Here is a 14,894-nt window from a genome sequence, read left to right as displayed (position 1 = left end):
GGCATTTTGACCTCGCCCGCGGGGAGCGGCCAGAAGGGCTTATCTCTGCGTTCCCGCTTTTTGACATAGACTCCACTATGCCTGCAAAGCAGCGCCTTGACCTAAGCCCTTCTGACCTGCTCTGAGTTGACCAGATCATTAATAGACTTGGTATAACAAAAAAGCCCCGAACATTCGGGGCTTTTTTATATGACCAGTGCTATTGGCTCTTGATCGGCAGTTCAGTGGTGTTTTTGACCTGTTTCAAGGCAAAGGTTGAACTTAAATGATCGACACAGGGCAGGTGAGTGAGCTTACTTTTCAATAAATGCTCATACTCTTCTATGCTTTCCACCACGACTTTCAATAAGTAGTCCTTTTCGCCGCTGGTGGTATGGCATTCCACAATTTCAACAATATGCTGCACGGCGGCTTCAAATTTGTTGAGAGATTCTTCGTCGTGATTTTTCAAGGTCACGTAAATGAAGACACTGACGCCCAGGTTCAGTTTTTTACCGTCCAGCAGGGTGACTTTGCGCTTAATGATGCCGTCACTTTCAAGGCGTTTAACCCGACGCCAGCAGGGCGTGTGTGAAAGGCCGACCCGTTGACTCAGTTCCGCCATGGATACGGTGGCGTCTTTTTGCAGTACCCGCAGGATCTCACGATCGAATTTGTCTAATTTCATGGTTAATGAAGCGTTAATAAGTTGGCCCAAGGATGCGGAAAAAATCTGTTTTTTTCAACGGAATTTTTTAGGACGTATATCCTACGATATATGAATGATGATGAAAAACTTTTTCCTGCGGCAATTTTCCACCGGCAAACTTCGCAAGGCATGTCCTCTGGGGCATGCGCTACCATGTGCAACAATTTACTAACATCAGGAAGCGTTTTCTATGTCCGTTTTCGATCACAAGGCCTACGATCAACATGAGCGTGTCGCCTTTTACCATGATGCAAAAAGTGGTTTAAAAGCGATTATTGCCGTTCACAATACCAATCTGGGGCCTGCGCTTGGCGGCTGCCGCATGTGGCCCTACGCCAGCAGTGAAGAAGCGCTGACTGATGTACTGCGTTTGTCCCGCGGCATGTCTTATAAATCGGCCATGGCCAACCTGAAATTGGGTGGCGGTAAATCAGTCATTATCGGCGATCCGCGCAAGCAAAAAACCGACGACATGATGCGCGCCATGGGCGACTTCGTGCAAAGCATGGGCGGTTGTTACATCACTGCTGAAGACTCCGGCATTGCCGTGCGTGACCTGAAACTGATGGAAGAAGGATGTGATTTTATTGCCGGTACCCAGGCTAAATTCCGCTATGACGGTGGTGAGGCAGACGGTAACCCCGCGCCCTCAACTGCTTACGGTGTTTTTGTAGGCCTGCGCAGATCGGTAAAACATGCATTGGGTAGTGATCTGAAAGGCATGAGAGTTGCCATTCAGGGGCTTGGCCATGTTGGCTGGCGTTTGGCAGAGCATCTGCATAAAGAAGGTGCCAAGCTTTATGTTGCTGACATCTATCCCGACAATCTGGATAAAGCTGCCGAGCTATTCGGCGCCACCGTAGTTGCGCCGCAAGACATCTATGGCCTGGATGTAGACGTATTCGCCCCTTGTGCCATGGGTGCCATTCTCAATGATCACAGTATTGAATCATTGCGCGCTAAAGTGATTGCCGGCGCGGCCAATAATCAGCTGGCCGAAGAGCGCCATGGCCAAATGCTCAAAGATAAAGGCGTACTCTATGCACCGGATTACGTGATCAATGCTGGCGGTGTCATTGATATCTTCCATCAGCGAATGGACAGCTCCGCTGATGCTATGCGCAAGCATATTGAGGGAATTGGCGACACCCTGCTGGAAATATACCGCAAGGCCAATGAGCAGGATCTGCCCACTAATATTGAAGCCAACAATATTGCTGAACAGCGTTTTCGCAAGAACTAGGCGTAGCGCCTTGCAACCACCTGTCTGTTAATGGATAATGCGCCGCCTCAACAGCGGCGCCTTTCTTTTGGCAAAGCATTGAGAGTGAGTTTCAATGGTGGTCCTGCCGGTCCTCCCGCAATGATACTCTGTGAACCCGGTCAGGCCCGGAAGGGAGCAGCCGTAGCGGAGGATTCATGTGCCGGGATGTGGCTGGTAGGACTACCACCCTCTAATCCCTTTCTCTGGGACCTCTCTCATCTAAAAACTTCAGCGCTTTGTCCATCGCATTGCTGACATTCATGCTCATCTGATCGCGCTCATTCTGTGAAATGTAAAAAGCCATATCCACTTCGTGGCGAATATATCTTGGCGGCACCTGGTTTAAAGTCAGGCAGCAAAGGTCTGCCAGATAATCTGAATCCTTTACTTCTGCGAGCTTGAGTTTTTCAATACGCTCCAGCACCAGATGCTCGTAGTAGTTATGAATATCATCATCCAGTTTCATGCTTTCCCCTTATTTTTCAGATGTCTGTGAAGACTAGTCTACAGTTTCACGGCTGGCAAAATCACCTCTGCACTGGTCCTGCCAAAGAGTGGTGGTAGAATTTCCGCATCTACGATTTTGGTATCAAACAATGAAGAAGAATATTGAACCTGTCTACTACGGCGAATACCTGCAATTGGATAAGTTGCTCAGCGCCCAAGCGCCCCACAGCACCAAGTATGGCGAAACCGCCCACGACGAAACCCTGTTTATTATTGTGCACCAGGTTTATGAACTGTGGTTTAAACAGATTCTGCATGAGCTATCCACGGTGCTTTCAGTGTTTGCCGAGGAGCAGGTAAAAGATCAGCAACTGACCACGGTGGTTCACCGGCTAAAGCGGGTGATCAGTATTCAGGAATTGTTAAATGACCAGATAGCGGTGATGGAAACCATGACACCGCAGGATTTTCTGGCCTTTCGCGACTATCTGGTGCCGGCATCAGGCTTTCAAAGCATTCAGTTTAAAATGCTGGAGATTGGACTGGGCCTGAAGCACCAATTCCGCATCGACTTTGATAAGCAGTCTTTCTATATGCGCCTGAATGAAGCGGACCGTAACTTCTTGCAGGATCTGGAAAACAAACCCAGCCTGTTTGAACTGGTGGATAAATGGCTGGCACGTATGCCGCTGTTGGAATTCGGTGACTTTAAGTTCTGGTCAGTCTACGAGGCTGCTACCAATAAGATGCTGGATAATGACGCGCAGATTATCAGCGACAATCCCACTCTGACGGAAAAGGACAAGGAGTTGGAGCTAAAAGAGCTTAGCGCCACCCGGCAGCTATTCGCGGCATTGTTGGATGAAAAAGAATATCTGAAATGGCAGGAGCAGGGACAATTCCGTTTGTCACAGAAGGCGTTGCTTTCAGCGCTGTTCATTCACCAATACAGGGAAGAGCCACTGTTCAACTTGCCTTATCAGTTCATCACTTGCCTGACTGAAATCGATGAAAAGCTGACTATCTGGCGCTATCGGCACGCTATGATGGTGCAGCGTATGCTCGGCAGCAAAATTGGTACCGGTGGCTCCTCCGGCCATGACTACTTAAAGCGCACCACCGAGTCCAATCGTATCTTCAAGGACTTCTTCAGCATGGCAACCTTTTTACTGCCAAAGACTGCCTTGCCTGATCTGCCTGAAGCAGTGCGGCGCCAACTGGGCTTTTATTTAACGTTGTAGCGAAACTGATTGATAAGCGCGTATCGTAAGGTCGCGCTTACAGACATGAACCCGGTTGCCCTTTTTCGAAATAAAGAAAAACGAATTTGGATTGTCACAATTAGTTTACAAAATGGCCTGTAGATTGTCCCATTGCCGTGAGCACATATACTCCTTTGTACATTTTCCTCGCTGCTCCTAAGATGGCATGGGGCATTGCACGGATGCTGGCCACCCAATTACTACATATATAGTGAGGAGTTATTCATCACTTTTTCGAAGAAATAACCCGAAGGGGTATAAAGGAAGAAACTACTTCTATTTTCCCAAAAAAATGGCGCGAGCTCTGTCCCGTAAAAGCGATGGATGGCAGAAATGGGATCGGAAACCTGGTTGACCCGAACGTAAGCCTGTGTATATTATCGGTGCAGAGGTTCACTACCTCTCAAGAAAAAGCCGCTTAAGCGGTAAACAATAATCACTAAAAACATTTAGTGGTCCAGGGAGACAATACATGTATACACAATCCAGACTTTCTGGAGCAGTGCGTTTGGCACTTGCTCTAGGTGTTTCATCAGCGTTGGCATCAACAGCTTTCGCTCAGGACGCTACTCCACAACAAGAAGAAAAAGTTTTCGAGCGTATCTCGGTAACTGGTTCTAGTATCAAGCGCACAGATGTTGAAGGGTCCTTACCTATCACCAACATTACTAGTGAGGATATCGTTCGTTCAGGCGTTACCTCTGTGCCTGAATTGATTTCTCAACTTCCCAGCATGCAAGGCTTTATTGCTGCATCCCAAAGTGTGGGCGGCGGTGGCGCAGGTATCTCTGAAGCTTCTCTGCGTGGTATCGGTGGCGAATACACTCTGGTATTGCTGAACGGTCGCCGTTTGGCTGCATCAGGTTCAGGCAGTGCGGTAGACGTAAACTCTATTCCAATTGCCGCCATTGAGCGCGTTGAAATTCTGAATGACGGTGCATCTTCTCTGTACGGTTCAGACGCCATTGCCGGTGTTATCAACTTTATTCTGAAAAAAGACGTTCAGGAAACTACCGTAAGTGCTCGTTACGATGCTCCACAAGAGTCCGGTGGCGATAACTACAGCTTTAGCATCACTTCTGGTTTTGGTGATTTGTCTAAAGATGGTTTCAACGTTTTTGCATCATTCAGCCGTGAAACTCAGGAAATCCTGAGGAGTGTGGACCGCGATTTCTCTAAGACAGGTTTTATTCCGTTTAACTACAACGGTAATGACCTAATGTTTGTAGCGGATTCGTCTAACGCTATCCCTGGAAACGCTCGTGTGCGCTTCACAGATGGTACACAGTTGCTGATAAACCCATACAGAGAATCTAACGGTTCATGTGCAGCAAACAACGTACCTAGCGACGCCACTGGTGCTGTAGTAACACAGCGAATCTGTCGCTTTGACTTTACCTCTACTTTGGAAATTATTCCTGAGTATACTCGAGATAACTTCCTACTTGGTGGTGTTCTTGAGTTGAGCGATGATGCTGAATTGTATGGTACCGCTTCATACAGCATCTTTGAACAAATTGCTCGTATTGCACCGTACCCAACTGGTAACTTTATTCTTCCTACCAACTCTGCATTGGTTCAAAGTGAGGTTATACCTCACCTGACAGCTGACCAAGTTGCAAAAATTCGTGATGTCGCAGCAGCATGGCGAGTATTGCCTGGTGGTAACCGTACTAATGAATTCGCCACAGATAGTTTGTTCCTAGATTTTGGTGTCCGTGGTGAATTTAATGAAATCTCTTACGATTTCAACGTGGGTTATTCTAAAGGTGAGCGCGAAGATACTATCCTGACGGGTTATCCTATCACTGACTTGTTCCTGCCTTTGGTGGCATCTGGACAAGTGAACGTGTTTGCTCATCCTGATGACCTGTCTGATCAAGAAAGACAGTTGGTTAAAGATACTATGTACAGCGGCTTGGACACTGTGACAACCACAGACCTGTTCAGCGTTGGTGCCAACTTCTCTGCCCCAGTATTTGAATTGCCAGCGGGTGAAGTCTATTTGGGTGGTGGTTTCGACTACCGTGAAAGCAGCTATGAAATACTTGGTTCCGAAGCCAACCAAGAAGCCATTATTCTGTTCTCCGATCCAAATCCTCAGTTTGACTTGTCAAGAAACAGCTATGGTGCGTTCTTAGAAACCATCGTACCTGTAATCGAAGGTTTGGAAGTAACGGGCTCTGTTCGTTATGACGAGATTTCCGGAATTGATAACGTTGATGTGGATACCGGTGTTGAGAGTAAGATTGGTGTTGATATGGACGACACTACTTACAAGATTAGCTTAGCTTACAGGCCTAATGACAACTGGTTGTTCAGGGCGTCTACTGGTACCGGTTTTAAAGCGCCTACCATGCGTCAAATTGCTGAGCCCCGTATCAACTTCGGTGTGACCGGTAACGTTTATAACTGTCCATTTGGGGCTGGCGATCCTCTGACCCAGTTCTGCCGCGTTCCTAACTCGCAGTATGACGTATTCCGTGAGGGTAACGCTAACCTGTCTCCAGAACAGTCTAAACAGAAGTCCCTTGGCGTTGTTTTCTCTCCCAACAACGAGTTCAGCTTCACGTTGGATTGGTGGCAAGTTAACCTGACTGATGAAGTAGAGCGCCCAACTGAAGGTAATATCTTTGGTGATCCCGTTACTTTCCGTGAGTTGTTCACTACCCGTACCGACCTAGGTACTGGTGAGCAGGTACTGGCAATTATCCAAGGTCCTGTTAACGTTGGTGAGTCTAATAATGAAGGTATCGACTGGTCACTTGATCTGACCAACGAGCTTGGCTTTGCTACGTTGAAGACTCGTCTCTCTGGTACATATATCATTGAAAGCGAGAGCCTGCGTACAGGTACAACAGACGTGTACGATACCAGCCTTGGTCGTAAAGGACCTGATGATAACGTCGTCTTCCGCAACAGAGTACGTATAGCAAACACCTTAACCCATGGTGATTTCAGTCATGCGCTGAACATCAACTACCAAGGTGGTTATGTTGACGAATACTTCCCTGCCAACGACTTCAGTATTCGTTATGCTGATGACCTAGGTAGGTTGTACGATGGCGGTGTTCAGTTGTCTATCCCGTCATATACCACAGTTGATTACTTAACTCAGTATCACTATGACAAGAGCCTGAAGGTTAGCTTCGGTATCAACAACCTGCTCGACGCCACTCCGCCTCTGGCTTTCGGTGAGAACGGTGGACACCAAGAAGGTTTCGACCCCAGGTACTTTGATTCCTACGGCCGTACCTTCTACTTGTCAGCAGATTACACTTTCTAATAGTGTGTCTACTTTAGAGTTAACTTGAACTGAGTTCGGTACTCTTACCTGATCTAAACCCCACCTTAAGGTGGGGTTTTTTTTAGGGCGGAAGTACGTCGGTTAGAGCAACGCCATTACCGGCATCAACTGTTTCATTTTATGAAAAAGATGCATGCGTTAAGCAACGGCCGCTGCAGTTAGCTTGCTTCCTTTGCTTGATATGCTCTCGAACAACGTCAAATAAAATTCAGATAAGCGTTATTTATTATTCCTTAAAATTGATACTGCAAGATTGGGTGAGATTTCGGCGGTTAGTACTTGATCAAAGTGCCACGAATAAACAACATTGTTAGCACAATGTATTGCTTGATACAGGTAAGAGCAGTTGAAACTTTCCAAGTTGATTGTCAATCTGATGAAGCAAAAATCACACTTTCAGTTTATTCAGTACATGCCATCAAATGCACTCAAAATGCTAACTCTTCGAAGTGCATTGCCAAATGTCGATTCCCCATGGCCATAACTTTCATGGTCGATATATCGTGCTAAATTAGTTTTTTGGTTGGATCATGAGTATGTTTTCTGAGCCGACTAATCCTAGTAACCGATGGCTAACCTTGACTTTTTTCAAGATTCCATGGGATTATTCGGCGTTCGAACGTTCTGGCTTGTGTCAGAATTGTTTCATTATGTTAACAGAACCGTTTTTAGAGAGCCCCGCGTAAAGGCAAAACCAGGCCGTTTACGCGGATTTAAGACAAAAAATTGGTTGGGAACTATGTCCAAGATGAGCAAGAGAAATCAAATTGCTTCAGTTGTCGTCGGCGCCCTCGCGCTGGCCGGCAGCCAAGCTGTCTCTGCAGACCTTTTGAATGATTTGCACAACGAAGAAGCAAAGATTCATGCGGCTGCAGCGCAATCCCAGAAGAAAATTAACAGCATCTATGAACAGACTCAGGAATTATTGGCTGAGTATCGTCAAGTCATCGATGAAACTGAAAACCTCAAGGTATACAACGACCACGTTGCTCGTCTGGTCGCCGACCAGGAAGCAGGCATTGCCTCACTACAGCGCCAGATCGACGGTATCGAAGGCGTTAAGCGTGGCGTAGTACCTTTGATGTATCGCATGATTGAATCGTTGGATCAGTTCATTGAACTGGATGTGCCGATTAACTATGACGAGCGTAAAGCGCGTGTAGCTCACCTGCGTGACCTGATGAGTCGCTCTAATGTGACCACCTCTGAACAGTTCCGTCAGGTGCTGGAAGCTTACCAGGTAGAACTGGAATATGGCTCACGTATCCGTGCCTATCAGGGACAGTTGGATTTTGGTGGTCAAACGATTTCTGCTGACTTCTTCAACCTGGGCCGTACTGCCCTGTTGGCATTGTCACTGGATCAGAAGAACGCCTGGGTATGGAACAACGATACCCGCGCTTGGGAACAACTGGGTGATGAGTATATCAGCTCTGTGACAACCGCTGTGCGTATGGCACGTAAGCTGGTTCCTGTTGATCTTATCAAACTGCCAATCAAAGCTGCGGAGTAATCAGAATGAAAGCAATATTCAAATCTGTACTGCTGACAGCAGCCATGGCTGTGAGCGTTGCACCAGCAATGGCTGCCACTTCGCTGGATCAGCTGCTGGAAGAAGTTAAAAAGAACCGCGTATCTGAAGCGCGTATCAATGCTCAGCGTGAAGCCGAATTCAACTCTGCTCGTGCTGACAAGCAAGCGCTTCTGCGTAAAGCTCAGGCAGAACTGAAAGCCGAGCAGGACCGCGGTGACCGTCTGTCAAAAGCATACTCTGACAACGAAGTTAGGTTGGCTGAAAAAGAGCAAGAACTGAAAAATGCTACCGGTACTTTGGGTGAGATGTTCGGTGTGGTTCGTCAGGCCTCTGGTGAAGCCTACGGCCGAATCTCTGCCTCTATCGTAAGTGCCCAGTATCCTGGTCGCGCTGACTTCCTGGAAGGTATGGCCTCTGAATCTAAAGGTCTGCCTAACATTCAGGAATTGGAAGAACTGTGGTTTGCTCTGCAAACAGAGATGACGGAGTCTGGTAAAGTTGCCCGTTTTGAGACCGACGTAATCAGCTTGGATGGCGGTAGCAGCCGTCAGGAAGTTGTGCGTGTGGGTACTTTCAACCTGATCGGTGAGCAGGGTTACCTGTTATACAACGCTGAAAACAAGCAGGTACAACCCCTGGGTCGTCAGCCTGATTCTTACATGACTGATGCGGCGGCATCTTTCCAGGACACCAAGTCTGGCGTTGCTGCTTTCTACGTGGATCCTTCTCAGGGTGCCATTCTGAGTCTGTTGACTGCAAAAGCAACCATGATGGAACGTTACCATGCTGGTGGTTTGCCTGGTTATGTCATTACCGGTTTGTTCTTCTTGGGTGTACTAATTGCTCTGTACAAGATCATCACCCTGACTGCCATGAACGGTAAAATTCGTGCTCAGTTGGCTAATACTGCCAACCCCAACACGTCTAACCCTCTGGGCCGTATCCTGAAGGTGTATCACGAAAATAAATCTTCTGATGCTGAAAATCTTGAGTTGAAATTGGATGAAGCCATCCTGCGCGAACTGCCAAGCATTGAGAGTGGCGTAAACATCATCAAGATTATCGCCGCTATTGCACCTTTGCTGGGTCTGCTGGGTACCGTTATCGGTATGATTGCCACCTTCCAAACCATCACGTTGTTCGGTACCGGCGATCCTAAGATGATGGCGGGAAGTATCTCTATGGCCCTGGTAACTACTGCTCAGGGTATTATTGCCGCACTGCCTCTGATTCTTCTGCACAGCATCGTGGCAGGTCGCAGTAAGTCGATCGTCCATATCCTGGATGAGCAAGCAGCTGGCATCGTAGCGGCTCACGCCGAGGTGGAGAAAGCCTAACATGCTATACCTGATAGAACTTTGGGAATCTGTCAGGGATTTTATCGCTACCGGTGGCGACGTGCTTTATGTCGTTGCTGCCGCGCTCTTCCTCATGTGGATATTGATGATTGAGCGCTATTGGTACCTGACTTCGGTCTTTCCTAAGGTGATGAATAAAATCATCACCGACTGGGATGCCCGCAAGGACACTACCTCTTGGTACGCGCATAGAATCCGTGACGCATGGATTTCGCAAGCATCAGACAAACTCAGTGAGAGATTGCTGTTAATAAAAACCTTGGTTGCCATGTGTCCGTTAATCGGTCTGCTAGGCACTGTAACGGGCATGATTGCAGTATTTGAAATCATGGCGGTACAGGGAACTGGTAACCCTCGTCTAATGGCGGGCGGGATCTCTATGGCCACTATTCCCACCATGGCGGGGATGGTTGCGGCACTGTCAGGCGTGTTTTTTAGCTCACGTCTGGAAGCCAAGGTCAAGATCTCGAAAGAGAAACTCGTTGACAGCTTGCCTCATCATTAAAGAGAGAATTATATGGCTCGTAAACATCGTGCAGAAGAAGAAGAAGCAACAATTGACATGACGCCGATGCTCGACATCGTATTCATCATGTTGATCTTCTTTATTGTGACTACGTCCTTCGTGAAAGAAGCGGGGATAGAGGTCAACAAGCCCAAAGCAGAACAAGCGACTAAGCAGAAGTCTGCCAACATCTTTATCGCCATCAATGAGAACGGTGATATTTGGATGGATAAGCGCCAGGTTGACGTCGAGCGTGTCCGTGCCAACATTGAGCGTCTACTTGCTGAACAGCCCACAGATGTGGTCATCGTTCAGGCTGATGTAGAAGCGAAACACGGCGTCGTGGTTGAAGTAATGGATCAAATCAAAGCTGCAGGCATTGATAAGATATCGGTAGCAGCAAAGGATAATTAATATGCTTCGTCTAATAGTATCAGTACTAATAGGTGCGGCCATTACCTTTGCGTTGTTTGTGTTGATGGCTAAGCTCATCAGCAATTCGGCCCGGCCCGCCGATGAGGCGCGCCCATCACCGGTGATTGACATCGTGATGAATGAGCCGGATTCCTCTACGCAAACACGCTCCAGGGTGCCTCCACCACCACCGCCTCCACCGCAACAGCCGCCAAAGCTGGAGCCACAGGAGCCGGATACTGCTGACGCCAATGCAGATGGTATCAACTTCAATTTACCATCAGTTGATGTTGGTGGTGCTTCGGTGGATATCGGGGCCCCCGGTGCCATGATGCGAGACGGTGAAGCTACACCTATCGTTCGAATCGAACCTAAGTACCCCATCGAGGCTGCTCGTGACGGTAAAGAAGGTTGGGTGAGATTATCATTCACCATTAACGAGGTAGGTGGCGTAGACGACATCGAAGTAATCGATGCCGATCCTAAACGTATTTTCGATCGTGAAGCCCGCCGTGCACTCAGCCGCTGGAAGTATAAGCCGAAGGTGGTTGATGGTAAGCCGGTTAAGCAGTTCAACATGAAGGTGCAGTTAGACTTTAAATTGGAGCAATCGTCATGAAGATAACGAAGAATCCAATCCAGAAGTTGCTGGCTGTTACATCATTGGTTGTGTGCAGCTATTCCTCTACTGTGATGGCGCAGTCTACTGCTCCAGTAGTTTGTCCGGGGTACCAGCCAGGTCCCTCCAGCATTCCCAGTGAGCGGGTAGGTAAGAAGATCCAAAAGGCCTTCGAAGCATACAGTAATGAGCAGGTCAATGAGGCATTAAGTATCCTCTATGACATAGACACGAGCGACAAGTTTGATCGTGCCTATACCGACAGGTTTATTGGTAACTTATTGGCAGCCAAAGAAGGCCAAGCCAAAAAGGCCATTGACTATCTGACGCGTGCTGCCAATGCCAAGCAGTTGAACGATACCGAACAAGCCAGTACTTTGAAGTTGGTCGGCGACCTGAACATGCAGGAGCAGGACTTCAAAACGGCCTTGACTTGGTACCAGAAGTGGCTGGACTTCACTTGTAAAGGTGACCCAGACATTTATGTGCGTATGGCCCAGGCATATTACGAAACCAAGCAATTGGACAAAATCGTAGCACCTGCAGATAAAGCCATTGCCTTGTATGAAAAGCCGAACAAGAACCCTTATGTATTGAAGATGACATCATTCTTCGAGCGTAAAATGTACCCAGAAACCATTAAGGTTGCAGAGGAGCTGGTTCGCCTGTTCCCTGACAATGGTCAATGGTGGACACAGTTAGGCTTCTTTTACATGGTGGTAGAAAATTATCCAAAAGCCCTTTCTACCTTCGAATTGGCTTATAACCAAGGATTCCTGAAGAAAGCGTCGGAAATAAAGGCACTGGCTCAGTTGTATGCAACTCAAGACATGCCCTATAAATCTGCCCTTCTTCAAGAGAAGTACTTGAAGTCAGGTTTGATCGAGCGTGATGAGAAGTCTCTCGCCAGCTTGGCTAATACCTGGCATCAGGCTAAAGGCATTAAAAAGGCTGCCGCTTACTACGGTGAAGCGGCAGACCTGAGTAACGATGCTGATCATTATCGTCGTCAAGGCACCTTATTGTTGGCGGCAGAGGACTACAACAATGCGTTGAAAGCGTTGGAGAAGGCCCTGTCATTGACCAACAAAGATAAAGGTCGCTTGCACATGGCGATTATGGAAGCCAACTTCTATCAGGGTAAGTTCAGAGAAGCTTACGAGCATGTTAAGCTTGCTATGAACGACAGTAGCACAGCGCGCAGCGCTAAGAGCTGGGAACCCTATATCAAGGAAAAAGCCAAGAACCGTGGCGTCAAGATATAACGAAAAGCCCCCTCGGGGGCTTTTTTATTGGGTCCAACTTGGTGTTAGTCGCAAAAAATTAGCCGTCTGAAGGTTTTTTGCCACTGCTGAAATATTTCATCCCTTTTCATGGTCTATCCTGTTGTAAGTGCCTATCTGGCCTACTAAAGAGTGTTGGACTATCAATCAGGAAAGTTAAAATGAAACAGATTAAGAAAACCACTATCGCTTCAGCCCTAGGCGCCGTTGTCATCGGTTCATTGTCTGGTGTAGCAGTCGCAGCAGACAGCAATCCATTCACTATGCAAACACTTGATTCAGGTTATATGCAGCAAGCCGCGGAAGGTAGCTGTGGTGCTGAAAAGGGAAAAGAAGGCAAGTGTGGCGAAGGTAAATGCGGCGAAGGGAAAAAAGCCGAGAAAGAAGGTAAGTGTGGCGAAGGTAAGTGCGGCGAAGGGAAAAAAGCCGAAAAAGAAGGTAAATGTGGCGAAGGTAAATGCGGCGAAGGGAAAAAAGCCGAGAAAGAAGGTAAATGTGGCGAAGGTAAATGTGGTGAAGGCAAGGCCGACAAAGAAGGCAAGTGCGGCGGCGCCCACTAAGATTTTCTCGTCATCGCGGGCCGGCCTAGTCCGGCCCTACTTTTTGGAGGGAAGACGTTGGTAAAAGGCAGTGGTGGTGATGTCGGTCTCGGTTTACGCAGAGACATGTTTCCGGAGGTTTTAAACCGGGAATATTCGACTGTCCAGTTTTGGGAAGTCGCCCCGGAAAACTGGATGACGCTTGGTGGTAAGTACGAAAAACAATTTCGGGAAATGACTGCCCGCTATCCCTTTAAGCTACATGGTCTTTCTCTATCCATCGGTAGTCCGGATCCGCTGGATGTGGAGTTCATCAAGGGCGTGAAAGCCTTTATGAATATGCATCATATAGAACAGTACAGCGAACATCTTAGTTATTGCTCAGGCAACGGTCATATGTACGATTTGATGCCGATCCCTTTTACCGAAGAAGCTATTGCCTATGTAAGTGGCAGGGTTAGGCAAGTACAAGACATCCTTGAACGTCCGCTTATTTTAGAAAATGTTTCCTATTATGCAGCGCCCGGTCAGAAATTGAGCGAACAGGAATTTACGCTTGCCATCCTTGAAGAATCTGACTGTGAGTTGCTGCTCGATGTGAACAATGTTTATGTCAATTCCATCAACCATGGCTATGACCCCATTGCTTTCATTCAGGCCATGCCAACGAAGCGAATTGCCTATGGGCATATTGCCGGACACTATAATGAAGCCGATGATTTGATTGTTGATACCCATGGCAGTGACGTCATTGACAAAGTGTGGGCTCTGCTCGAAGCTGCCTATCAAGCTCATGGTATTTTTCCAACGCTGCTGGAACGGGATTTCAATATTCCGCCTTTGAATGAGTTGATAAAAGAAGTTGAAAAAATCCATGACATTCAACAACGGCACCAGCTACTCCAAGGTCGGAGGGCTTGATGTCGGATTTGCGTGCTACTCAGTTGGTATTTGTTGAGCACTTGCGTGACCCTTTACGCAATGCTGCACCCAAAGACATTGAAGATCGGCGACTTGCCATTTATCGGGAGCTCTTCTTCAACAATATCATGGGATTTATCAGTAGTGGATTTCCGGTACTCAAATCCCTTTACAGCAAGGAAGAGTGGGAAGCATTATGCCGGGAATTTTTCGCTGAGCATGCCTGTCGCTCCCCTTACTTTGTCGAAATCAGTAAAGAGTTTGTTGAGTACCTCAGTAATGAGTACCGACCTAAAGACCATGACCCTGTTTTTATGGCAGAGCTGGCCCATTATGAGTGGATTGAACTGGCGGTGAGTATTGCCAAAGAAGCCGATCCGCAGCAGTTTTGGCAGGGGCAAGCTTATCAAAAGCTGGCAGTATCGCAGTTGGCTTGTGCAGTGAGTTATCAATATCCGGTTCATCAGATCTCCAGCACGTTCAAACCTGAACAACCAACCGGCCCTTATTTTTTTGTGGTGCATCGCAATAACGAGGACAAGGTCGAATTTACACAGATAAATCAAATCAATGCGTACCTACTAAATCTCATCGACCAGCATGGTGTAATTGATGAAGAGGTGTTGTTGCAGAGTCTGGTTTCAGAATTGCCCCAGTTGCCCGAAGACCAAGTAAGAAAAGGGGCAAGGGAAGCCATAGAGAACTTTCTTAGAAAACAAGTGCTGGTAGTGGAATAATTGTGCTGTTAGCCAT

General features: G+C 47.5%; 14 protein-coding genes and 1 other RNA gene. 13 read left to right on the top strand and 2 right to left on the bottom strand.

Annotation, left to right across the window (positions count from 1 at the left end):
• Nucleotides 1-199: 199 nt before the first annotated feature.
• On the bottom strand, nt 200-667 hold the full coding sequence (locus P2G88_RS15080) for an Lrp/AsnC family transcriptional regulator (protein ID WP_275797378.1): 468 nt from the start codon (nt 665-667) through the stop codon (nt 200-202).
• 211 nt (nt 668-878) lie between these two features.
• Between P2G88_RS15080 and P2G88_RS15075 the strand changes: the two genes are divergently transcribed.
• Nucleotides 879-1,931 carry a Glu/Leu/Phe/Val dehydrogenase gene (locus tag P2G88_RS15075; protein WP_275797377.1) on the top strand — a complete coding sequence of 351 codons (1,053 nt, stop codon included), beginning with the start codon at nt 879-881 and terminating at the stop codon, nt 1,929-1,931.
• A 104-nt stretch (nt 1,932-2,035) separates the two neighbouring features.
• Nucleotides 2,036-2,132, top strand: an RNA gene (gene ffs / locus P2G88_RS15070) — signal recognition particle sRNA small type.
• 10 nt (nt 2,133-2,142) lie between these two features.
• Here ffs and P2G88_RS15065 read toward each other — a convergent pair.
• Nucleotides 2,143-2,418 (bottom strand): late competence development ComFB family protein, encoded by a 276-nt coding sequence (locus P2G88_RS15065; RefSeq protein ID WP_275797376.1) that lies wholly within the window; start codon nt 2,416-2,418, stop codon nt 2,143-2,145.
• Nucleotides 2,419-2,548: 130 nt separating this feature from the next.
• Between P2G88_RS15065 and P2G88_RS15060 the strand changes: the two genes are divergently transcribed.
• The 11 genes from P2G88_RS15060 to P2G88_RS15010 all read left to right on the top strand — a co-directional run bounded on the left by P2G88_RS15060 (nt 2,549) and on the right by P2G88_RS15010 (nt 14,878).
• Nucleotides 2,549-3,640 carry a tryptophan 2,3-dioxygenase family protein gene (locus P2G88_RS15060; RefSeq protein ID WP_275797375.1) on the top strand — a complete coding sequence of 364 codons (1,092 nt, stop codon included), beginning with the start codon at nt 2,549-2,551 and terminating at the stop codon, nt 3,638-3,640.
• Nucleotides 3,641-4,133: 493 nt separating this feature from the next.
• The gene (locus P2G88_RS15055; RefSeq protein ID WP_275797374.1) at nt 4,134-6,947 is read left to right on the top strand and encodes a TonB-dependent receptor; all 2,814 of its coding nucleotides are present in this window, start codon (nt 4,134-4,136) and stop codon (nt 6,945-6,947) included.
• Nucleotides 6,948-7,716: 769 nt separating this feature from the next.
• On the top strand, nt 7,717-8,481 hold the full coding sequence (locus P2G88_RS15050) for a DUF3450 domain-containing protein (protein ID WP_275797372.1): 765 nt from the start codon (nt 7,717-7,719) through the stop codon (nt 8,479-8,481).
• 5 nt (nt 8,482-8,486) lie between these two features.
• A complete protein-coding gene (locus P2G88_RS15045) occupies nt 8,487-9,839 on the top strand; it encodes a MotA/TolQ/ExbB proton channel family protein (RefSeq protein WP_275797370.1) in 1,353 nt (450 codons plus the stop codon).
• Nucleotide 9,840: 1 nt separating this feature from the next.
• Nucleotides 9,841-10,365: a MotA/TolQ/ExbB proton channel family protein gene (locus tag P2G88_RS15040; protein WP_275797369.1), complete on the top strand. Its 525-nt coding sequence runs from the start codon at nt 9,841-9,843 to the stop codon at nt 10,363-10,365.
• Nucleotides 10,366-10,377: 12 nt separating this feature from the next.
• Nucleotides 10,378-10,779 (top strand): biopolymer transporter ExbD, encoded by a 402-nt coding sequence (locus P2G88_RS15035; RefSeq protein WP_206573023.1) that lies wholly within the window; start codon nt 10,378-10,380, stop codon nt 10,777-10,779.
• 1 nt (nt 10,780) lies between these two features.
• Nucleotides 10,781-11,398: an energy transducer TonB gene (locus tag P2G88_RS15030; RefSeq protein WP_275797367.1), complete on the top strand. Its 618-nt coding sequence runs from the start codon at nt 10,781-10,783 to the stop codon at nt 11,396-11,398.
• Nucleotides 11,395-12,663: a hypothetical protein gene (locus P2G88_RS15025; protein ID WP_275797365.1), complete on the top strand. Its 1,269-nt coding sequence runs from the start codon at nt 11,395-11,397 to the stop codon at nt 12,661-12,663. The genes P2G88_RS15030 and P2G88_RS15025 overlap by 4 nt, the downstream gene beginning before the upstream one ends.
• A 179-nt stretch (nt 12,664-12,842) precedes the next feature.
• Nucleotides 12,843-13,241 carry a hypothetical protein gene (locus tag P2G88_RS15020; RefSeq protein WP_275797363.1) on the top strand — a complete coding sequence of 133 codons (399 nt, stop codon included), beginning with the start codon at nt 12,843-12,845 and terminating at the stop codon, nt 13,239-13,241.
• A gap of 57 nt (nt 13,242-13,298) precedes the next feature.
• Entirely contained in the window at nt 13,299-14,141 is an 843-nt protein-coding gene (locus P2G88_RS15015; RefSeq protein WP_275797361.1) for a DUF692 domain-containing protein, read from the top strand.
• Nucleotides 14,141-14,878 carry a putative DNA-binding domain-containing protein gene (locus tag P2G88_RS15010; protein WP_275797359.1) on the top strand — a complete coding sequence of 246 codons (738 nt, stop codon included), beginning with the start codon at nt 14,141-14,143 and terminating at the stop codon, nt 14,876-14,878. Before P2G88_RS15015 ends, P2G88_RS15010 begins: the two co-directional genes overlap by 1 nt.
• The last annotated feature ends 16 nt before the right edge of the window (nt 14,879-14,894 follow it).

It is taken from the genome of Aliiglaciecola sp. CAU 1673, assembly GCF_029223185.1.
Taxonomy (GTDB): domain Bacteria; phylum Pseudomonadota; class Gammaproteobacteria; order Enterobacterales; family Alteromonadaceae; genus Bowmanella.
The sequence above is the reverse complement of the archived record's forward strand: the minus strand, read 5'-3'. Positions and strand labels throughout refer to the sequence as shown.